Annotated in this window: 20 protein-coding genes and 3 pseudogenes; 10 read left to right on the plus strand and 13 right to left on the minus strand. The window is 67.5% G+C overall.

Annotation, left to right across the window (positions count from 1 at the left end; genetic code table 11):
• Positions 1 to 210: 210 nt before the first annotated feature.
• Positions 211 to 975 carry a hypothetical protein gene (locus ACVHNB_RS23750; RefSeq protein WP_456225816.1) on the plus strand — a complete coding sequence of 255 codons (765 nt, stop codon included), beginning with the start codon at positions 211 to 213 and terminating at the stop codon, positions 973 to 975.
• Between the two features lie 385 nt (positions 976 to 1,360).
• Positions 1,361 to 1,530: pseudogene (locus ACVHNB_RS23755) on the plus strand (arsenic resistance protein); the annotation flags it as partial.
• 419 nt (positions 1,531 to 1,949) lie between these two features.
• On the opposite strand, the gene ACVHNB_RS23760 reads toward ACVHNB_RS23755, so the two are convergent.
• The 6 genes from ACVHNB_RS23760 to ACVHNB_RS23785 form a co-directional block, all read right to left on the minus strand.
• On the minus strand, positions 1,950 to 2,276 hold the full coding sequence (locus ACVHNB_RS23760; RefSeq protein ID WP_456225817.1) for a DUF1048 domain-containing protein: 327 nt from the start codon (positions 2,274 to 2,276) through the stop codon (positions 1,950 to 1,952).
• 1 nt (position 2,277) lies between these two features.
• On the minus strand, positions 2,278 to 2,634 hold the full coding sequence (locus ACVHNB_RS23765) for a DUF1048 domain-containing protein (RefSeq protein ID WP_428956668.1): 357 nt from the start codon (positions 2,632 to 2,634) through the stop codon (positions 2,278 to 2,280).
• The gene (locus ACVHNB_RS23770; protein WP_428956667.1) at positions 2,631 to 2,957 is read right to left on the minus strand and encodes a PadR family transcriptional regulator; all 327 of its coding nucleotides are present in this window, start codon (positions 2,955 to 2,957) and stop codon (positions 2,631 to 2,633) included. Before ACVHNB_RS23770 ends, ACVHNB_RS23765 begins: the two co-directional genes overlap by 4 nt.
• A 531-nt stretch (positions 2,958 to 3,488) precedes the next feature.
• Positions 3,489 to 3,863, minus strand: a complete 375-nt coding sequence (locus ACVHNB_RS23775) for an FtsX-like permease family protein (protein WP_456225818.1) — start codon at positions 3,861 to 3,863, stop codon at positions 3,489 to 3,491.
• 363 nt (positions 3,864 to 4,226) lie between these two features.
• Positions 4,227 to 6,065: a glycoside hydrolase family 97 catalytic domain-containing protein gene (locus tag ACVHNB_RS23780; protein ID WP_456225819.1), complete on the minus strand. Its 1,839-nt coding sequence runs from the start codon at positions 6,063 to 6,065 to the stop codon at positions 4,227 to 4,229.
• Between the two features lie 318 nt (positions 6,066 to 6,383).
• Positions 6,384 to 7,271: a LysR substrate-binding domain-containing protein gene (locus tag ACVHNB_RS23785; RefSeq protein WP_456225820.1), complete on the minus strand. Its 888-nt coding sequence runs from the start codon at positions 7,269 to 7,271 to the stop codon at positions 6,384 to 6,386.
• A gap of 83 nt (positions 7,272 to 7,354) precedes the next feature.
• Between ACVHNB_RS23785 and ACVHNB_RS23790 the strand changes: the two genes are divergently transcribed.
• Both ACVHNB_RS23790 and ACVHNB_RS23795 read left to right on the plus strand, forming a co-directional pair.
• Complete coding sequence (locus ACVHNB_RS23790; RefSeq protein ID WP_456225821.1) at positions 7,355 to 7,954, plus strand: nuclear transport factor 2 family protein; 600 nt, start codon at positions 7,355 to 7,357, stop codon at positions 7,952 to 7,954.
• A 6-nt stretch (positions 7,955 to 7,960) separates the two neighbouring features.
• Positions 7,961 to 8,956, plus strand: a complete 996-nt coding sequence (locus ACVHNB_RS23795) for an amidohydrolase family protein (RefSeq protein WP_456225822.1) — start codon at positions 7,961 to 7,963, stop codon at positions 8,954 to 8,956.
• A gap of 227 nt (positions 8,957 to 9,183) precedes the next feature.
• Here the strand turns inward: ACVHNB_RS23795 and ACVHNB_RS23800 are convergent.
• Positions 9,184 to 9,432, minus strand: a pseudogene (locus tag ACVHNB_RS23800) (helix-turn-helix domain-containing protein); the annotation flags it as partial.
• Between the two features lie 35 nt (positions 9,433 to 9,467).
• Between ACVHNB_RS23800 and ACVHNB_RS23805 the strand changes: the two are divergent.
• Positions 9,468 to 9,857: a hypothetical protein gene (locus tag ACVHNB_RS23805; RefSeq protein WP_456225823.1), complete on the plus strand. Its 390-nt coding sequence runs from the start codon at positions 9,468 to 9,470 to the stop codon at positions 9,855 to 9,857.
• Positions 9,858 to 10,171: 314 nt separating this feature from the next.
• Here the strand turns inward: ACVHNB_RS23805 and ACVHNB_RS23810 are convergent, their stop codons facing one another.
• From ACVHNB_RS23810 to ACVHNB_RS23820, 3 genes are read right to left on the minus strand one after another with little or no spacing between them, the layout of a single operon-like run.
• Positions 10,172 to 11,077: a polysaccharide deacetylase family protein gene (locus ACVHNB_RS23810; protein ID WP_428956658.1), complete on the minus strand. Its 906-nt coding sequence runs from the start codon at positions 11,075 to 11,077 to the stop codon at positions 10,172 to 10,174.
• Between the two features lie 24 nt (positions 11,078 to 11,101).
• Positions 11,102 to 12,265: a maleate cis-trans isomerase family protein gene (locus ACVHNB_RS23815; RefSeq protein WP_456225824.1), complete on the minus strand. Its 1,164-nt coding sequence runs from the start codon at positions 12,263 to 12,265 to the stop codon at positions 11,102 to 11,104.
• Positions 12,262 to 13,596 carry an MFS transporter gene (locus tag ACVHNB_RS23820; RefSeq protein WP_456225825.1) on the minus strand — a complete coding sequence of 445 codons (1,335 nt, stop codon included), beginning with the start codon at positions 13,594 to 13,596 and terminating at the stop codon, positions 12,262 to 12,264. Before ACVHNB_RS23820 ends, ACVHNB_RS23815 begins: the two co-directional genes overlap by 4 nt.
• Before the next feature lie 169 nt (positions 13,597 to 13,765).
• Between ACVHNB_RS23820 and ACVHNB_RS23825 the strand changes: the two genes are divergently transcribed.
• Together ACVHNB_RS23825 and ACVHNB_RS23830 are read left to right on the plus strand one after the other, a co-directional pair.
• Positions 13,766 to 14,470 (plus strand): GntR family transcriptional regulator, encoded by a 705-nt coding sequence (locus ACVHNB_RS23825; RefSeq protein ID WP_456225826.1) that lies wholly within the window; start codon positions 13,766 to 13,768, stop codon positions 14,468 to 14,470.
• A 125-nt stretch (positions 14,471 to 14,595) separates the two neighbouring features.
• Complete coding sequence (locus tag ACVHNB_RS23830) at positions 14,596 to 15,102, plus strand: hypothetical protein (protein ID WP_456225827.1); 507 nt, start codon at positions 14,596 to 14,598, stop codon at positions 15,100 to 15,102.
• 154 nt (positions 15,103 to 15,256) lie between these two features.
• On the opposite strand, the pseudogene ACVHNB_RS23835 reads toward ACVHNB_RS23830, so the two are convergent.
• A pseudogene (locus tag ACVHNB_RS23835) lies at positions 15,257 to 15,442 on the minus strand (transposase); the annotation flags it as partial.
• A gap of 150 nt (positions 15,443 to 15,592) precedes the next feature.
• Here ACVHNB_RS23835 and ACVHNB_RS23840 point away from each other — a divergent pair.
• Positions 15,593 to 15,799 carry a hypothetical protein gene (locus ACVHNB_RS23840; RefSeq protein WP_428956653.1) on the plus strand — a complete coding sequence of 69 codons (207 nt, stop codon included), beginning with the start codon at positions 15,593 to 15,595 and terminating at the stop codon, positions 15,797 to 15,799.
• A gap of 249 nt (positions 15,800 to 16,048) precedes the next feature.
• On the opposite strand, the gene ACVHNB_RS23845 is transcribed toward ACVHNB_RS23840, so the two are convergent.
• A complete protein-coding gene (locus tag ACVHNB_RS23845; RefSeq protein WP_428956651.1) occupies positions 16,049 to 16,900 on the minus strand; it encodes a helix-turn-helix transcriptional regulator in 852 nt (283 codons plus the stop codon).
• Between the two features lie 178 nt (positions 16,901 to 17,078).
• On the opposite strand from ACVHNB_RS23845, the gene ACVHNB_RS23850 reads away from it, so the two are divergent.
• Positions 17,079 to 17,879, plus strand: coding sequence for an NADPH-dependent F420 reductase (locus tag ACVHNB_RS23850; protein WP_428956650.1), 801 nt, complete (start codon positions 17,079 to 17,081; stop codon positions 17,877 to 17,879).
• Positions 17,880 to 18,129: 250 nt separating this feature from the next.
• Here ACVHNB_RS23850 and ACVHNB_RS23855 read toward each other — a convergent pair whose 3' ends face one another.
• The gene (locus tag ACVHNB_RS23855) at positions 18,130 to 19,110 is read right to left on the minus strand and encodes an AraC family transcriptional regulator (protein WP_456225828.1); all 981 of its coding nucleotides are present in this window, start codon (positions 19,108 to 19,110) and stop codon (positions 18,130 to 18,132) included.
• A gap of 40 nt (positions 19,111 to 19,150) precedes the next feature.
• Between ACVHNB_RS23855 and ACVHNB_RS23860 the strand changes: the two genes are divergently transcribed.
• Positions 19,151 to 20,065, plus strand: coding sequence for an alpha/beta fold hydrolase (locus tag ACVHNB_RS23860; protein WP_428956648.1), 915 nt, complete (start codon positions 19,151 to 19,153; stop codon positions 20,063 to 20,065).
• Positions 20,066 to 20,314 lie beyond the last annotated feature (249 nt).

Genomic DNA, 20,314 nt, shown 5'->3' on the forward strand with positions numbered 1-20,314 from the left:
CTCCCGCCCGCCTTGGACCAGCCCCCTCGGTCCCCCGGGCGAACCATGAACGCGCCCTACCGGTGCCGGGTGCATCGCCTCGTGCGAGGCGAAGATCGTCTGATGCCCGATCGTGATCCACGGGTGTACAACCCCGTGCGGATCCCGGCTGTCTGAAAGGCGCCGGAGGACGAGTCTCCGGCGCCTTTCGGTACAGAGATCGGGGATCAGGTGGGGAAGAAGGTATGGAGAGCTGTCGTGGCCGGTGGCGCGGCGGCGGTGTTCACGGGCGTGGCCGCGGTGCCGGCCGGGGCGGCCGAGGGCGGGGTCTCGTTCACCCGTGTCCAGGTGAACGGCGGCAAGCCCATCGTGATCGGGGTGTCGAACGAGGTCGCGGTGCCCACCTCCTTCCGGATGGCGACCACCCACAAGTGGAAGTGGCCGGCGGTGTTCCTGTACCGCGGCAGTACAGGTGACCGACTGTGGCACGCCGTCGAGACGAGCGACTGCATCACGGTGAGCTCGGGCGTCTGCGACATCAACGAGACGATGTACTTCGACCCGAGCGAGTGGGACATGCTCAACAGCGAGGCCGGAGCCTGGAAGGTCGCGGCCGAGGTGTACTTCCAGGGCGGCGGCGGTGACGTCGATGACGAGGGCCTCACGGCCTACGTCAAGCGCAACTCCCGCCTGACCGTGAATGCCTCGCCCGAGCCGGTGTCCAAGGGCAGGACCATCACCGTGACCGGAAAGGTCACGCGGGCCAACTGGGAGACCAAGAAGTACGCCTCCTACGAAGGCCGCCTGGTGAGCCTGCAGTTCAAGCCCACCGGAGCCACCGCCTACACCACGGTGAAAAAGGTGTACGCGAACGCCTCGGGTGATCTCAGGACGACCGTGAAGGCATCCAAGACGGGCACGTGGCGCTGGGTGTACTACGGCAACACCACCACCGGGCCGTCGACTTCGGCCGGGGACAACGTCGTAGTGAAGTGAGTTCCCTGGCTGCCTCTCGAGCTGCTCGGCATCCAACTCCCCCACCCGTTGCCGCTTTCGTGGCTCCGCAGTCGGGCTTCCGGCCTTCGGCTCCGGCACGGCTTCCCCTGTTGGACTGCTGGCCCATCCTCGTCGGCCTTGACGGTGGAGACGTGCGGTTCGGGACCCTGGATGAGCGACGTCTGTGGAGGTACCCGAGCGCCTGGCGCTGTCCCGCAGCCACAGTTACGGGACAACCTTCAGCCTGAACAACGCGACAAAGGGGCCGGGCAACTGCCCGGCCCCTTCACGTGACCTTCTGCTGGCGAGCCCATCGGTCGAGATCCTCAACCGTGAACTGTTCATCCTCCAGGGCAGGCGCCCGCCGGTTCCTCACCGCGACCGGGTGGTGAACTTCGTGGTGGTTCCGCGGGCCGTCGCGGCGATGTACACATTCCTGCCGGCCGACCGGTCCATCCGGATCGAGGTCCTGCTGGTGCTGCCGTGCTCGTGCGTGGTCCATGTGATCGTCTTCTCCGCCTTGCTGGCGGATCAAGGCGCCGTCCGCTCCGAGCGGCTTTTCGCCGTATGACTTGCGGAGCCCCACGGCGGAGACGGCGGTCGGCGACGGAAGACCATCACCTCGCCTGGATGTGGGCATGACAGACATAGGCATGGTGCTTCCCTTCGGAGGCTGGAGAACTGAAGGCACAAGGAGGAGTGGAGCAGTTTCGGAACTCGGATCCACTGACTGTCCGTGACTACACGTCAGTCGTGGCGTCCCGAGACATGCAGTTGAGCGCACCCGCCGCCGAGTACCTGCCCGCCGCGGGTGCGGGCAGGGCTGAGCCAGGTCTCCCCAGCGTGCTCGCCCACCTCGGCGGACAGGATCTGCGGCGGCCTCTGACGACCGGTCGGTCCACGCCTGTTCGCGCTGCGTCGAGGCGAACGAACGGTGCCCGCGGGCCGGGCCCACTGGCATGACACGCCGGGTACTACTTCTCGGTCGTGCTTGATTCCCCACTGATGGACGCTTGGTAGATGTCCGCATAGGTACGCGAGTCCTTGACCAGGTCGTCGCAGAACGCGGCGACGTCCTCGCCGGTGAGTTCCAGGACCCCCCTGCCCGAGGCGGCGCCCTCCTCGAAGAAGTCGACGATCCCGGGGAGCAGAGGCCCGTCGGGCAGATCGACCGGTCCGACCTTGAACAGGTACTTCTGCATCTCCTTGTAGACGATCTGGTAGTCCGGCGGGAGCGCCTTGACCCGAGCCGTATGCGCCCGCCACTGCTTCTTGCCTTCGATGATGTCCTGGATGCCCACGTCAGCCTCCCAGCCGGCTCAGTTTCCGTGCGACGTTCCTGTTCAACTGCTCGCGCCATCGGTCGCGATAGGTTCGCGCCCCTTCTCCACCGGCCAGCGCCGCGCAAAAGCCCTGGATGTCGTCGCCGAGCACCTCCTGGACGCTCTGCCCGTCCGCCGCTGTCTCTTCGAGCAGCCCCAGGGCGGCGTCGAGGATCGGTATCAGGTTGCGGCCGGTGAAATCCCCGTGCGGAAAGAGGTGGGCCTTGATCTGTTCCCACGCCGTGCGGTAATCGTCCGGCAGGTTCGCGGCCCTGACTTCGAACGCCTTCCATTCCCTGGTGAGATCGCTACCGGTGATGGTCTCCCAGAAGTTCATTTCCCGCCCTCCTTCAGCCTGTTGATGCGTGATGAGACGTACTGCCACTTCACCCAGAACGTCGCGAGTTCCTCGCGTCCGGCGTCGTTGAGCGCGTAGAACTTGCGCGGCGGACCGACTCCGGAAGGCCGTTTCGTCACCTGGACGAGTCCGTTCCTCTCCAGCCGCAGCAAGATGGTGTACACCGTCCCCTCGATGACGTCGGCGAAGCCGAGCTCGTTCAGCCGGCGGGTGATGGCGTATCCGTAGGTTTCTTCCCTGCCGATGATTTCGAGCACGCACCCTTCGAGCGTGCCCTTCAGCATCTCCGTCAGGTCGTCCATCGCGAGTCCTCCTCGGCCCTAGGGGTACTGCGTAGTACCGAGTACCGCTATACGGTACCACCGAGTACTGGAGGGTGTCGGCGATCGACCGCGCCCGTACCCGAGGCGGGGCCGCGCTGAGCTGAGCAATGGGTCGGGCGAGTCACGACTCATGAGCGTGATCACCAAGAGAGTGAGGATGGGTTCGCAGTGCCCTGGCCGGGTCTCATGGTCACGGACCTTGCGGCGCGCGTGCAGCAGCCAGGCGAGCGAGCGCCCCGCGAGCCGAAGCGGCCCCCCGGGAAAACCTTCAGGCGGCCTCGCCAAGCCTCACTCATTGCCTCCAAAGAAGGCCATGCGCGGGCGAGTTGAGTGCGCTTCCCGTCGCGCCATCGGCGGCATTCTGGCGCTGTGCTCGAGGAGATTGACGCCGCGTTGACGGCGCGGGCGGCGGCCCGTCCGCGCGTGGCGGAGGCAGCCCCGGCCGGCTCGATCCCGCGCCCGCTCAGGACGTCCGGCGAAGTCCGTCAGGTGCGGCAGGGCCGGCCGTGTTCATGGGGCAACGGCGGCCTCTACCAGTTTCGTTCGCAGCGCGAGTGCCGTCGGAAGCAGGACCGTCACGAACGTCAGCACCACCGCGGTGGCGACGATCGTCACGCAGATCCAGCCGGGCCCACTGGGCAGCACCGTCCCGTCCAGGGCCAGGCCGAAGGAGACCAGCGAGCCGGTGGCGACGCCGGTGCCGAGCACCATGCCGACGACCGCGGTCACCATGGCCTCGACGGACATCATCCACAGCACCTGGCGCCGGGTGGAGCCGATCAGCCGTCGTAGCGCGAACTCGCCGCGCCGCTCAGCGGTCGCCACGATCAGCGAGTTGACCAGCGCGGCGGCCAGCAGAAAGCCCTTCTCTGTCCCACGGCTCACCGAACTCCTTGCCGAAGACGCCGCCTCACAGCCGGACCCCCAGACCAACAGCGTGACCTCTTGAGCTCGCCGCCGACCGACACGAACGCCGTCTGGACACAAACGTCGTCGACACGCAGGCGCCGACTTGCTGCGTCAGGGCGAGCAGCCTTCCCACGATGCGTTGCCGTGCAGGCCACGCACACCTCGCTGTCGACGCCAGACCAGGCCCGGACTGAGTGCCCAGCGCGGCGATGCGCCCGACACGTCTTCACGCTGATCGCCACCACAGCCATGGATGCGGACGTGGCGTGCCCGACGCGAACGCCTCGTGTGGCCGGCCACCGACGACGGCCAGCCGCACGGGGCGCATCACGTCGAACGTCAGGCCTTGTGGGCGACGGCGGCGAACCCGCCATTGGCCGGGACATCCACCTTCAAGGTGTCGCCTGCCGTCACCTTGTGGCTCTCCCGCACGAGTCCGTCCGGGCCGTCCCTGACCACGTCGATCGTGTACGTGCCGTGCTCCAGGAAACGAAGCGGCACCTTCTCGGTGTGGGCCTCGCCGGCGGTCACGTTGCCCAGGAACCATCGGTCGCCGTCGCGGCGGGCGATGGTGGTCTGCTTGCCGGGGTCGCCGGCGACGAGCTGCGTCTCGTCCCAGGCGGTGGGCACGGACTCGAGGAACTTCTCCAGCTCCGGGCGCTTGCGGTACTCGTCGAGTGCTCCCGCGAAGTTCTGGAACCCGGACTCGTAGACCACCGAGAGCGCCAGCTCCGCCGCATCGGACACCGGGATCTTGCCGGTCTGGAAGTCCATCGGGGTGAAGTCCATCGAACCGACCACGTTGCGGGTGTAGGGCAGCACCGACACATTGGCCGCCGTCACGTTCAACTGCTCCGCGCCGTGCACCGCTTCCATCGACATGACCTGCGGCCAGGTCCGTGCGATGCCGTGCGGAATGGTCGAACCGTGGAAGTCGACGAGGAGGTGGCGCGCCGCCGTCTCCTTGAGGATCTCGTCGTACCACTTGTAGCGGACCTGCTGGTCCGAGTCCATGAAGTCGATCTTGACTCCGACGACGCCCCACTGCGCCAACTTGTCGAACATGGACTTCTGTTCGTCGGCGGTGTCCACGTCGCCGTAGTTCATCCAGAGCAGGATCTTGACCCCGCGCTCCTTGGCGTACGCGGTCAGTTCCGGCATCCAGTCGGTGGTGTTCCAGCCGTCGTCGACGAGGGTGTACTCCCAGTGGTGCTCGGCGGCGTAGTCCACCATGGATTTCTGCTTCTCCAGGCTGCGTTGGGCCTCGTGACCGCCGTCCATCCAGGACCAGGCGACCTTGCCAGGCTCGATCCAGGAGGTGTCCTCGATCCGGGATGCCGGGGCGACGTCGTCGTTGAGGGTCGACTCGGTGACCGTCGCCAGATCGCCGGTGGTCACCGTTCGCCACGGGGTGCTCAACGGACCGGGCGAGTTGATCTCGTCGTCCGCGAGCGAGACTCGGTACTGCCCGTCGCCCTTGGTGTGCGCCAGGTGGCTGCCGTCGTAGGTGCCGGTCACGTCCGACTCGCTCAGCAGCGCGTAGTCACCGTGGACACCCGTTCCTCGGGTGCGGAACAGCGCCGGGTAGGCATAGTCGCCGCCAGCGGCACCGGCGGCCGACGGCGACTGGTGCGCGGCTTCATAGTTGCCGTTCGACCAGTTGTTGACCCACGCCGACGCGTTGTCGGGCAGCTCGAAGGTGGAGGCCTCCTTGGTGACTTTCACGCCGTCGCCCTCGGCGTCGGGCACCACGTAGCGGTAGACGATGCCGTCGGCCGCGGCGCGCACCACCACTCCGAGCTTGGCGCCGTTCCCGTTCTCGAAGTCGAACCGGGACTCCGTCTGATCGACCGTGCGCTCCAGGCGCTTGCCGACCGTGGTGGTGTAGTGCTCCTGCACCCGTCTGTCGGTCCTGCGCACGAACTTCAACCCGGAGGTGAGGTCACCTTCGTCGGTGACGATCCCCAGGGCTCCAGGTTCCAGCACGGTACGGCCCTTGAGCTGAACTCCGAGCGAGAGCTTCCCGTCATCGTTCAGGCGGAGGGCGGCAGTTGGACCCGTTCCGCCGCGAGAGACAGCCCAGGACCGGTCGTCGGCCTGTGCCGACGGAGCGAGCACGCTGCCCGCCATGGCCGCGGTCAGAATGGCGACGAACAGTACGGGTGGTCGTACACGCATGAGTTCCCCTTGGTCGCAGAAGCCCCGACATCGTTGTCAACGGCCCGAATCGAGCTGAGGGACGGCCTTCCGGACGGCACGTGCTCTCGTGCAGCACAGAGAGCCGGACCTGAACCGAGCAGTTCACGTACCTGAACATAGAACGGCACCGTGAACTCTCGTGCGGGAGACGCTAGATCCAGAGCCACTCAGGGGTCAACCCTCCGGCACAGGAACAGCCGATCAGGGATGGCTCGCGCGGTCGACACGCTCCGGCCAACAGCGGCCGGCACGTCATCCACGCCGACGGCAACCCCGCGTCGCACCTGCAGCTTCCGGTCAGGACTGCGCGACCCGGGCGGGCCGGTCCCAGGAGCTGACGAACGCGCGGACCGGACCGGCCAGTTCGTCGGGGCGGCTGAGCCTCACCACCTCGACATCGGCCGCCATGTCCCGTAGCGGCCGGTAGACGATCTCCGGCAGTCCGATGCGTTCCGTGGCGGCCGGGACGACGGCCACGCCGACGCCGGCCGAGGCGAGCGCGAGCGCGCCGAGCGTGCCGGTCACCCGATGGACGCGCGCCCGCTGCTCGGTTCCCAGCCGGTCGAGCACGGTCCTGTCGTCCTCGTCAGCCGCGTACACGACGAGGCTCTCGCTCTCCAGGTCGGTGGGGACCACCGAGGCGGCGGCAGCCAGCGGGTGATCGTGGTGTACGGCGATCGACAGGGTCGTCCGCACGCCACGCCCCCTCACGAGGTCGTCCACGTCGCTCAGCCCATTGTCGGGGCTGTATCCGATGTCGAGCGTGCCGTCGCGCAGGCCCTGCACCTGTGCGGCGGGCGGGAGTTCGGTCACGTGGAGTTCCACGCGCGGGTGTGCCTGGTGAAAGCGGTGCAGGTCCGTGGACAGGATGCCTTCCAGCACGGCGATCCCGGAGAACCCGATCCGCACGGCGCCGGTCTCACCTCTGACCGACTGCCGTGCGACATCCAGGGCTCGGTCGGCCTGCGCGAGCGTACGGCGCGCCTCGACGAGCAGCAGTTCCCCCGCTTCCGTCAGCTCGACGCGACGGCTGGTGCGTACGAAGACCGGACCTCCCACCTCCCGCTCGAGCGCCTTCACCTGGGTGCTCAGCGTCGACTGGGTGACGTGCAGCCGTGCGGCCGCACGACCGAAGTGACAGTCCTCGGCGACAGCCACGAAATAGCGCAGGTGGCGAAGTTCCACGCGCGACCTCCGATCGTTCAAAGCGAACAATAGATCAGATCTATCAATTGGATCTATTGATGGAAGGGTCGGAGACTGTGGGTATGTCTGAATCGACCACACTTCAGGACCGTCAGGACATCGCCGACCTCATGACCGGGTGGATCCATCGTGATCTGGGGCAGTGGGACCGGCTCCGGGAGCTGTTCCACCCGGGCGCCCGGATCGAGATCACCTGGTTCGAGGGCGCGGCGTCGGACTTCGTCGACGCGTCCGCGCGCATGGCCACCACCGGCCTGCGGACCAAGCACCTGATCACCGCACCCAGCGTGACCTTCTCGGCAGACGGCATCCGGGCGGTCAGCGAGACCAATGCGGTCATCGTCGCCGAGAACAGCACGCTCGACCTCGGCTGCAACGGCCACAACCGGTTCATCGACCGCATCGAGCGTCGGGACGGCGTCTGGCGCATCGTCGACCGCAAGAGCGTGTACGACTTCGCCACCTTCACCTTCCCCGCCGGGATCGTGGAGATCGACGCCGAGGTGGTGGCCAAGTACCCCCGTGAGTACGGCGCGCTGGCCTACGTACTGGACCGGAGCGGTTTCCCCGTCGAGCGCACCTTCGCGACCCAGGGCAGCGAACTGGAACGCGACATCAAGGAGTCGGCCTTCGCCTGGCTCGGCGCAGAAGCCGGAGCGTGACGCGCCATGAAGCTGATCACCATTGAGGAGCACACCCTCGACACCGCGGTGGCGCAGGCCTCGGCCGCGCGCGCGACGGAAGTGAGTCCGCACTTCGGGACGGCGTACTCGCCGGCGAGCGGACTGCCCTACTGCCCCACGCCCGAGGAGTTGGAAGACCTCGACGAAGGGCGCATCGCCGACATGGACGCGCACGGCATCGACATGCAAGTGCTGTCCAACCTCACCACACAATTCCTGCCGGCCGACGTGGCACCCGAACTGGTGCGGGGAGTCAACGACCGGCTTGCGGGCGCCTGCCGACGCCACCCCGACCGTTTCGCCGCCTTCGCCTCACTGCCCACGACGGCCCCGGAGCAGGCACCGGCCGAACTCAAGCGCGCCGTCGAGGAACTCGGTCACGTCGGCACGCTCATCCACGGCCGTACGGACGACGAGTTCCTGTCCGCCGAACGCTTCGACCCCATCCTGCGGGCAGCGGCCGAGCTGAGGGTCCCGATCTATCTCCATCCCGCCCCACCCACCCGAGGCACAAGCGCGGTCAACTACGAGGCGGGGCTCGATCCCGTGGTCGCCACGCGGTTCGCCACCGCCGGGTGGGGGTGGCACAACGAATCGGGCATCCACTTCCTCCACCTCGTACTCAGCGGCGCGCTGGACCGCCACCCGGATCTGCAGTTCATTCTCGGGCACTGGGGCGAGATGGTCCCCTGGTTCCTGGACCGCCTCGACGAGGCTCTGCCCCAGCACGCGACGGGACTTGACCGGACGATCGGCGACTACGTGCGCCAGAACGTCTACTACACGCCCAGCGGCATGTTCACGGCACCACACCTGCACTTCTGCGCCGATGTCCTGGGCACCGACCGAATGATCTACTCGGTCGACCACCCCTTCGTCGGCAATGCGGGCGCCCGCAGCTTCCTGGAGAAGTGTGACCTGCCCGCCGACGCCAAGCTCGACATCGCCCACCGCAACGCCGAACGGCTCCTGGGGGTGTGACGCGCACACGCCCCGGCGGATACACCCAGGTCCACAGCCTGCTCCTTAAGGGCTGTCCCGTAACTGATCTTCGCTGTCATCGGGGTGCGGCCGACCGTCGCGGGGTCCTGCCGCTTATCCGGCGAGGTTGAGGTTGTGCAGACGGGCGATGCCGAGCATGGCGTGATGGACGCCGTCGCCCTTGAGACGGCAGTCACGCAGGATGGAGCCCCTACCTGCTTGTGGGAGGGCCCGAGATGGTCGATGATCCGGTTGGCCGCCGACTTGGAGACGCCGAAGAGCGGAGCGTACTGGCGCAGCGTCAAGTTCGTGCGCCAGTACGCCGCGACCAGCAACACCCGGTCTTTCAACGGCAGACTCCACGGCCGTCCACGCCGCGGCTCGTCTGCGACTTCACGGCGTACCACGGTCATCAACTTGCCGAAGCAGCGCGGGCTCAGCCCGGTGAACGTAAAATTTCCCGCGCGCTCTGGCAGACCAGCGCAATCAACGGCTCATATGCTCGTCGGCTGTGACTACTCCTTCCTTGTACGTCTTCATCGAAGAGGACGCCACCGAGCTCGAGAGCGTCGAGGGGAAAGTCCTCAGCCTGCATCGTTGGCATCTGGCGGCCAGCCAACATGTTGACGGAGACAGGGCAGCCGCCGAGGCGAGAGCTGAGGAACTTGCCAGCAGCCACATCCCGCAATACATAGGGAAGTGGCTCAAGGCCGGCGGCAGGCCATACCGGAGCGTGTTCCGCATGCACGACGGGACATGGCTGGTGAAGATGAAAAGCGGCTACGAGGAGACGCACTTCCGCGTGAGCACCGGCGAGCTCGTCCTCATGGAAGAGGAGATCAAGGGGCAGGATCCGCCCGCACCCGCCAGGAAGGGGCTCAAACGGTTGCTCGGCCGCTGAGCTGACCTGTCCCAGCCAGGCGACCGACGTCTGCCGACAAGCCCCGGAACGCGCGGACACCGTTGCACAGCCCCGTCGTTCAAGATGCCGCGGCGCAAGGGGCGGCCGGAGATGCTTTACGGGACAGCCCTTGGCGCGCGGCGCAGAGCATCAGCTCGTGGCCGACCCGCTCTACTCCACGAGTATCCGCCTGCCCACGTCGCCAGGGACGACAACAGCAGGTCATCATGCTTCCCCATGCTGGAGCGATGCGGATCGCCGGCCCAGATCCGCCAGGCCGGACGGCGCATGCCGGGCGATGCACGGTGAGGACCTCAGCGCACGTCGGCCGGCCGCGCGGCGCGCTCGAAGGGGTAGCGCCGCCGGAACTCGTCCGCCGCGTCCTCGAGCGTCACGAACGACACACCCTCGTGCCCGGAGACGTACTCGATGAACCGCTCCAGCATGAGCAGCACCTGCGGGCGGCCCGACACGTCGGGGTGCAGGGTCACCGGGACGACGGCGTAGTCCAACTCCCTGTGCACCCAGTCGAACTGGTCTTTCCAGTCCTGTTCCAGGGCTCGGGGCGAGACGTAGCCGTGGCTGTTGTGGGAGTGCTTGTTGAACATCATCGGCGGCAGGTCGTCGACGTACCAGTTGCCGCAGAACTCGACGAGGTCGACCTCGTGTCCGTGCACGAGCGGCTTCATCCAGTCCTTCGCCTCACCTGCATAGTCGATCTTCGTCCAGGAGTCGCCGACTCGGGCGTAGAAGGGGGTGAAGTCCCGGTAGTTCTGCGAGTGGTCGTAGGAGAAGCCGTACTTGTGCAGGAGCGCGGCCGTCGACTCGGACATCTCCCACCACGGGGCGACGTACCCCTTGGGCCTGCGCCCGGTGAACTCCTCGATGAGTTCCACGGACTTGGCAAGGACGTCCTCCTCCTGCTGAGGCGTCATCGCGATGGGGTTCTCGTGCGAGTAGCCGTGGGCCCCGATCTCGTGCCCCGCCTCCACGACCATCCGGGTCTGCTCGGGGAACGTCTCGATGGAGTGGCCGGGAATGAACCAGGACGTACGGATTCCATAGCGCTCGAACAGCTTCAGCAGGCGCGGGGTGCCGATCTCGCCCGCGAACACTCCGCGCTGGATGTCGTTCGGCGAATCCTGGCCGCCGTAACTGCCGAGCCAGCCGGCCACCGCGTCTACATCTACACCGAGCGCTATCTGGATGTTCTTGGCCATGGGTGAAGTGCTCCTCTTGTGCTTCTAGTTGGGAAGGAGGGTGCTGAGGTTTGCGGTCGCCGTGGCGAGGGCCCGGGTATCACCCGGTGTCCAGTCGCGTTCGCGCGCGCTGTGCACGGAGATCCATCCGGTGAGCGAGTCGCCCGACTCGACGGGCGACAGCATCTGGGCGCGCACGCCGTACACGTCGACGAGTGCCTGCGGCGGATGTGGCGCGGCACGGAAGTGCGGCTGGATCAGCGGACGCCGCTCGGCCTCCAGCCACTCCACGGTGTTCAGGCGACGCTGGTCGAGGGAGGCGTCGCGGCGGATCGAGCGCTCGCCGGGGCGCAGCGCCTCGCCCGCGGTGAGATCGACGTGCAGACCGTGATCCGGCAGGTCGACGCGGAACGTGGTGCGGTCCGCGCCGGTCGCCCGCAGCAGCGTCCCGAGGACTTCCTGGACTCGGGCGCGAAGACTGCCGTCGCGCAGCAGCTGTCCGTAGCCGGACCACGACGGGTACGCCCCGGCTAGGTCGAGCGCGCGCCACAGCGTTGCCGTCACAGAGTCGAACACCGGCATGTTCAGGGATCGTTCGAGGCGCTCGGCTTCGAAGGCTCCGTGCACGTTGGTGCAGACGACGGCGACGGCCTGCGCGCCGTCGGTGGCGGCGCACTCGATCTGGCGGGCCACGTCGGCGGCCGGGATCCTGGCGAACGCCTCGTTGTCGTCCTCGCCGAAGGGCTCCGCGAGAACGCAGTCAATGCCCTCCTTCGCGTACGTCCTCACGATGGCGTCGGCCACGTCGCGGGTGTAGGGCAGGGCAAGCCCGAGCCGGGTCACGCCGTACGCGGCGCAGGCGTCGAGCAAAGCGAGCGTCGAGGTGGTCGCCGAGATGCCCGTCTCGGCGGTGAGTGCCTCGGCCAAGGCGCGGTCCCGCTCGATGCCGAGCCAGGAACCCGACGTCCCGTTCCAGACCAGGACGTCGGCCTTGGCGTCGGCCAGCTGTCTGGCCGCTGCGAGCATCGGCTCCTGGCCGAACTGGGCGTCACTGCCCGTGTCCAGGGCGATCCGGGTCACCGGTACCCGCGCGAAGTGCGCGGTGGCCAGGCCCTCCGAGCCCTGGAGCAGTCCGTACGTCACGGGCTCCAGGCAGGTGTTGGACGACGGCGTGAGCATCCCCACGCGCAGCGGACGGTGATCGCTCATCGGACGACGAGCCTCCTCGAATAGTCGATGACCAGGGACGAGACGGTGAACAGGGCGCCCGCGCCGACGAAGTAGAGCAGGGCCCAGGTGTAGGAGCCGGTGCCACCGACGATGAAGCCGACCGCGATGGGTGTGACGATCCCGGCGATGTTCCCGGACAGGTTCATGGCGGCGCCGACCACTCCGGCGTTGGCGCGGCCGCCGAGCGTGGACGGCAGCGCCCAGTAGAGGCCGGCCCAGCGCAGGAAGAACAGGACGCCGGAGAGGAGCACGACGGCGGTCATCGCGTCGGGCACCAGGACCACACCGAGCAGCCCGGCCATCACGGCGGCGCCCGCGACGCCCATGAGTGTGCGAAGGACGGTGTTGGCGCGGGTGCCGCGCGAGCGCCAGAGGTCGGCGAGCCAGCCGCCGGTCAGTTCCCCGACGAACCCGGCGCCGAAGATGAGCAGCGTGGACCAGCCGATCGACTTGATGTCGAAGCCCTTGGTCTCCGACAGGTACAGCGGGCCCCAGGTGAGCAGCCCGTAGAAGACACCGTTGAAGCCCATCCAGCCCAGGCACATGCCCCAGAACGAGCGGTACTTGAGGTAGTCCACCAGGCGCGCGGGCCGGTCCTCGCCGGGCGCCGCGGCGTCCTCGGCGGCATGCGCCCGCTCGATGTACGCGGCCTCCGCGGCGTTCACGGCAGGGTGCTCGCGCGGGGTGTCGCGCAGGAACCACAGGGCGAGGAAGCCGACCGCCACGGTCGCCGCGCCGGCGACGACGAAGCTGGTGCGCCAGCTCCCCGTCCAGGCGATCAGACCGGAGATGGCGACGCCGCCGAGCGCGGAGCCGAGCGGAGCCCCGCCGTCCATCAGGACCGCCCCCCGCCCGCGCTCGGCTGCGGGCAGCCAGTGGGCGTTGAGCTTGCCGCCCGCCGGCATCACCGGTGCCTCGACGGCGCCGAGCGCGAGCCGCGCGGTGAGCAGCGAGCCGACGCCGGTGGCCCCCGCGGTCAGCGCCGTGGCGACGCCCCAGCCGACACAGGCGCCGCCCGCCATCCGGCGCGGCCCGAACCGGTCGATGAGCCGTCCGGCCGGGATCTGCATCAGCGCGTAGGTCCAGAAGAACGCGCTGAGCACGAAACCGGTGACCTCTTTGGACAGATGCAGGTCGTCGGTGATGAGCGGCAGGGCTACGGACACGGAGCCACGGTCTATGTAGTTCAGCGTGACGATGGCGAGGAGGAGAAGGAAGATCCTCCAGCGAGTACGCGTGGGTGGCGCCTGGTCGGTTCTCGCGTCCTGGGCGGCCGCGCCGGAGACGTCGGCCGCTTTGGCTGATGGCATGTCAAACCCTCTTTCCGGCAGGGAAGAACTGCGTAAGGGGGTGTTGCAGGACAAGCAAGCACGCTTGTGACGTGCGGAATCCGCGCTATGGCATACCAAAGAATGCGACGGCCAACGCCCCGCGTCAAGGCGTTGGTATACCGTGAGGACTCATTGACGGGGAGGAAACATGGCACAGACGGCAGGCGCGGGCCCCGGCGCGGCGGGCTGGTTGCGCGACCAGGTCTGCGAGGGCATCCGGGACCGGATCATCTCCGGTCAACTCAGGCCCGGCGACCGGCTGTTGGAGCGGGACGTGGCCGAGGAGTTCGGCGTCTCCCGGATCCCCGTGCGCGAGGCGATCCGGGTGCTGCTCAGCGAGGGATTCCTGGAAGCCGTCTCGCCCCGCAGGATCGTCGTCAAGCAGCTGTCGTTCCAGGACGTGCTCGACCTCTTCGACCTGCGCGAGGCGCTCGAAGTGCTCGCCGCGCGCCGTGCCACCGAGCGCGCCGGGCAGCGGCAGGTCGACGCCCTCGGCCGGCTCCTCGACAGCGCGGGCAAGGCCACCCGCGCGGGCCGCGCCGACCGCATCTCCCGCGCCAACACCGCCTTCCACCACCACATCGTCGAGATCGCCGGCAACGCGCTCCTCGCCGCGACCCTGGAACCCCTCGAAGGCCGGATGCGCTGGCTGTTCCAGCAGGTGGACGACCCGCGCCCGGTCTGGGACGAGCACCGCGCACTGTACGAGGCGATCGCCGCCCGTGACGCGGACCTCGCGGCCGACCGGGCGCTACGTCACGTACGGCACTACCGCGAGGTGGCGCTACGGGTGCTCTTCGACATGGAGGCCACCGCTCCGGCAGAAGTGGGCGACGCGGTCGGCGAACCCTGACGGATGTCTCCTACGACACCCGAGATTCGAACTCTCCGCCCGGTCACTGAGGCTCCTGGAGCCGTCTTGCTCCCCAGGCCGATCGAGTCAGGAAGCGCCGCGCATACCCCTCAGGGAGATTCCTCGTGGCCCTGTGCGATGCGCGCGTTCAGGTGCAGGTCATGGAGCATCTACGGCTGTTGCCGTGCTTCCGACGAAGCGGCACACCAGAGTGTTCGCTGAACGAAAGGGGCCGCATGTCACGCGATACAGCCGAAGCAGAGGCGGAGATGAAGGGGATCACGTTTCCCGCCGGGCACGGAAAGCACTACGTGACGCTGGCCGAACTACTGGTTCGCCTCGGCAGCTTCGGGCTGGACCTGACGTGGCGCGTCGAATGCGACGAGATCGTCGATCCTCGCTGTGTCGAGATGGAGAGACGGTCCGCCGATGCAGGCATGGACACGTTGACTCTGTTGTCGTTGACGACCCCCTTCCTCCAGTTGATCGACGCCGAAGCACGTGGGTTCGCCGAGGACAAACTGGTGCTCGTCCTGACCGAATTCGACAGCTCCTTTTGGGACATCAGGGCTGTCGACGAGCGCGTACTCAGCGAACTTCGCCGCCAATACCCTGGTGCCAAGGACCTCTGAACGGGACGCTTCACTCCGGACGGAGCCATAGGCGGATCCCGGCCACGGGATCGTGTACTTGATCTGGCGTCTGCGCAGGTGACGCCCGAGCGGGCGGCACCCGCCTTCCCCGGCGAGGTGAATCGTGCATGTGAGACCGCCTCGCGAGCGTCCCGTGAACCGTCTTCCAGCTACCGAAGCAGGGAGGCAGGTCCCGCCAGGGGAGGCCGGTCCGCTGCCGGAACAGAATCCCGTCGATCACACGACGGTGGCATTGCCAGCGTCCACCCCGCCCGCGATGCGTCGGCAAATGCGGCTCCAGCCGAGCCCACTCCTCATCCGAAAGATCTCCCCGTCCCAAGTCCCAAGTCCCACGAAACGAGTGCCCAGTGGGATCGTCACTCGACCCGTCGGACACGACCTAGGCGACAGCGCCAAACGAGAAGCCCTCGATCGAGGGATGTTCCCGCCCGGGCCGAACCATGATCAGCATGCGGGCGTCGCCACGGGCATGACCGATGAATCCGACCACCTGGACCAGCCCGGGATGGTACGCCTCACCATCGACGGCGCCGACACTCAGGCCGTACTCGCCCTCGCCTACGAACTGACCACCTGCCACAACCTCACCGGCCCCAGCACACCCGACCCCCTCCCCGACCATCCCGGGGCAAGGACCTACCTGTACGGCTACCCGGCCGTCATGCCCTACGACTGACCCCCACGTTCCTCACCCCGCCCATGACGCAGAACCCGCCGAAGGTGGACGACTCCTGCCGCATCAGCGGCGGCGAGTGGTCCGCCGCCACGAAAACACGTACGTCGACAACGCGCTCACGTTGCTTGCGGGCGGCGGGCGCGCCGTTCCCGGAGAAGCCCACGGGTCCCAGCAAGACGCGCTCCACCTCGGGCACGTTTCCGCCCTGCGGGACAGAGCCCACACGTGCGCCCGGAGCGGTGCCGGTCTTCAGTGTGCTGCTGTGGTTACCCGCTTACGGAGCAGGGCGAGCTTCTCGGCCGCGCCCGTGTTCGGAGCGGCCCAGTTCAGCACGATGTGCAGGTCGGCTCGTTCGATGGTCATGATGTCGCAGTCGAGGACGATCTCACCGAGGTCGGGGTGGACAACCGTCTTGTGTGAGCGCCCGATCGGCAGGGTTTCGTAGCGGGTCCAGAGGTCGGCGAAGTGTGGGTCGGTCTCTCGGAGTCCGTTGATCAGTTCGGTGACGGCGCGGTCGTCGGGGTATCGGTCGGCGGCCCGTCGCAGGTCGGACACCATCATGCGTTCGAATGCGTCGGCGTGTGCGGCGTCGCGCTCGATGCGGGATGCGCCAGGTGCATACGGGGCGGCGAAGTGTCCCCAGATCAGGTTGCTCGATCGGGCATCGGTCGCGGCCGGGCTGCCGAACAGTGCGCCCCAGAGCGAGTTGCTCTGCACGAGGTCCCAGGAGGCGGTGAAGACGGCCAGCGGTGTGTCGCTCATGCGGTCGATCATGCGCTGCACGCCGGGTGGCACCTCGCGGGGCACCGTCCCGGACGGCGGGACGAGCGCACCTGCCAGCCGGTAGAGCAGTTCACGATCCACGGCGTTGAGCCGCAGTGTCTGCGCGAAGGCCGCCAGGATCTGGGGGGAGGGATTCTTCGCGCGGCCCTGTTCGAGCTGTACGAGGTAGTCGACGGAGATGCCGGCCAGGACGGCCAGCTCCTCACGCCGCAGGCCCGGAACTCGTCGGTTGCCTGCAACCGGCAGGCCGACCGCGGCCGGGCCGATGCGCTCTCTCCACGCGCGCAGTGCTGGGCCGAGCGCGGTGTAGGTGGTCATGAATCCAGTATGAGCCTGCTGGTGAGGGGCTGGGTGGTACTCGCGCTACCAGGGACGACAGCGCCTGGTGCACCCCTGCGGCCAGGCCGAGCATCGCCTTGTCGGTCCACATGCGTCAGAGGCACGGCGGAACCTTGCCGCCCGCTGACGGCACCTTTTGAACAAGGAGATACCCAAGATGGCACCCACCATCGGAATCATTGGCTCTGGTCTGGTCGGCGGCTCCGTCGCTCGTCTGGCTGTCGCCGCCGGCTACAGCGTTGTGCTCAGCAACTCACGAGGCCCGGAGTCGATCGCGGAACTCGTATCGGATCTCGGTCCGCTGGCGCGCGCCGCAACGGTCGATGAGGCGATCGCGGCCGGCGACATCATTGCCCTTCCTGTCCCGCTCGCGAGTTACGCGGCGCTGTCGGCCGACAAGCTGGCCGGGAAGGTTGTCCTGGACCAGACGAACTACTACCCGGAGTTCTGGCGCAACGCCGAACTGGATGCCGGGAAGCTCACGTCAAGTGAACTCGTGCAGCGGCACCTCAAGGACTCCCTGGTCGTGAAGGGCCTGCACAATCTGGACTGGAACCACATGTACTCCAACGCCCGCCCGAAGGGCGACGCCGAGCGGACGACCCTCCCGATCGCTGGTAACGACGCCGGTGCCAAGAAGGCGGTGACGCAGTTCTTGGAGGCGGTCGGCTACGACGTGGTCGATGCCGGCTCGCTCGCGGAGAGCTGGCGGATCGAGCCCGAGACGCCCATCTACTTCTGGCCGTACACCCCTGCCATCCCGGACGGGATCACTGGGGATGAGGAGAAGCGCTTCTACCTCGCACACCCGGTCCCGCCCGTCTCGCCCGAAGCGGCCCGCAAGATGATCGACAGCGCGGAGCGACCGTCACCCGTCGGTGGCACGCTGGCAGGGATGCCCCCCGCCCACGTCGCCATCTTCATGGACCAGGCGAGCGCCAACACCGTGAACAAGTAGCACCCGGGCGTGCCGAGTGCCGTCGTGCGGCACTCCTGCGCTGATTCCTCAGTCCTTCGCTGTCACCGCTCAGGTCCAGACTCGCGCGGCTCTTTTGGGCCAGAGTGCTCAGGGGTGCTCGAACGCCGGATCGGCATGCGGTGGGGCCCTGTCCGCTGGACAGGGCCCCACCGCATGGAAACCCCCGCGCTCGCCGGCCGCACGACACGACACCTCGATGTACAGGGCCGCGGTAAGAGCCGAGGGCCGGCTACCCCACCCCCGCCTGTTGGCGTGCCTCGTCGCGGAAGAATCGAGGAGAAGTCCCGACCACGCGCCGGAATGCCGTACTGAAGGCGCTCTCGGACTCGTAGCCCGTTGCGGCGGCCAGCTCGGAGATGGAGCGGGTGTCACTGCGCAGCGCGTCACGGGCCAGGCTCATCCGCCATTCGATGAGGTAGGTCAGCGGGGCTGTGCCGACCTTGGCTTTGAACGCCGCGGCGAACGCGGACCGTGACATGTGGCTGATCGCGGCGAGCTCGTCGAGCGTCCAGCGCCGGCTCACATCCGCATGCATCGCGCGCAGGGCCGCCCCGATGCCGTCCTCGACCAGTGCCCCGAGCCAGCCGACGGGATGATCGGTCTGATCAGCGTGGACGCGCAGCATGTGGACGAGAATGAGCTGTGCGAGGTGCTCCAGTACAAGGGATCGGCCGACGCCGGCAGATTCCATCTCCGCGACCGTGAGGGCGGAGAGGTTCGACAGGAGTGCTCCGCGCGGGTCGCCGGCCCGGACGAGGACGATGGGCGGCAGCACGTCGAAGAGCGCCGAGGCGTGGGCCTCCTCGAACACGAAGTCGATGCAGCAGACGTAGGTGTCCTCATCGGCCTCGGCGCCGATGCGCACCTCGCCAGCGTTCTCGCTCTCGTGAAAAGCAGTGGCCTGGCTCGGCGTCACATCGAGAATGCTGGCCAGTGTGTAGGACGGCGGGTTGTTGAGCAGGAAGAAGTCGCCCTTACGCAGCAACACCGGCTCGCAGCCGTCGAGGGCCATCCAGCACTCGCCCTCGAGGACGACGCCCAGCTTCACGTGCGGGTAGGGATCGAAGAGGACGGCCCAGGGGGAGGCAGCGTGCACCCGTGCCGGGACGACCGCCTGTGTGCGCAGAAGTCGCAGAACGTCGACGATCGGGTCGCCTGATCCGACAGCCCCATCCCGCCTGGACGATGCGTAATGTTTCCTGGAAGCCACGTTATTCATCATACGCGCGTGCGCTCCTACGGTTGAGCCCATGAGCAACGCACCGACGGTGTCCGCAACGGGCATCAACACCACGGACGGGCTGTCCAGCAAGAACTACAAGATGATCGATGCCCTCGGTCATCAGCTGCGGGTGTACGACGAGGGACCGGCCGACGCGCCGACCCTGGTCATGTTCCACGGCGCCCCGCACAACTCGCTCGAATTCCGCTTCAACGTTCCGGCGCTCGTCCAGGCCGGATACCGCGTGGTCATTCCGGAGCACCTGGGTGCCGGCGGATCGGACCGTCCCGAGGACGTGGAACTCTACTCGGGCCACCACGACTACGAGCGTGCCCTGGCGGTGGTGGACGCCCTGGGCATCGAGAAGTTCTACGTCGAAGGCGGCGACCGCGGAAGCCTCCCGCTGTGGATGCTCGCCGCCCTGAATCCCGAGCGAATCCTCGGTCTCGTCTCGGAGAACGTCAGCCACCTCAACGGCTTCTTCATCGATCCGGCCCTCGATCAGCGCAAGCGGTCGTGGTACATGTCCTACTTCCAGTTCGAGGCTGCGGAAGAGGCGCTTCGCGCGGACGACTGGGCTCTGGCGAGGGAGTTCTTCGACTGGCACCCGGACATGGAGCACATCATCGCGGACTGGGAACGGCCCAACGGCCTGAAGGCCAGCTGGCTCAACTGGTACCACGCGACGGTCAACCCCGACGACGCTCCCAAGGCGGAGCCGCTGCCCGACGTGACGGTGCCCGTGCTGCAGCTCTACTCCATGAACGACCCCTACATCGGCCCGGAGCAGCTGATCACCGGCCGCGAGTTCATCAAGGGTCCCTTCACCCTCAAGCGCATCGGTGGAGCGGGCCACTTCATCGCCCGCAACGCCCCCGACGTGTTCAACCGCGAGGTCATCAAGTGGCTCGGCGACCGCGAGAGTGAGCGTCGCGGCAACTGACGCCGGCCGACATGTCCTGAGCCCGTTCGCGGGACGGGCTCAGGACGACCTGCCCCACAGGGCTGCAGCCCGTCCGCGCGACGGTTGTCCGCAGGCGAGCGGCTCTTGCCGCCGTTCCCCTGCCTGGACGATCCGTAATTCCTCTCGGACTTCACGTTATGGAATGCGTTGACCCATGTCCCTCACAGTGAAGGACATGGGTCGCCCGGACGGCACATACCGAACGACGGACCTCAACTAAGCCCGGCT

It is taken from the genome of Streptomyces sp. YJ-C3, from assembly GCF_053891275.1.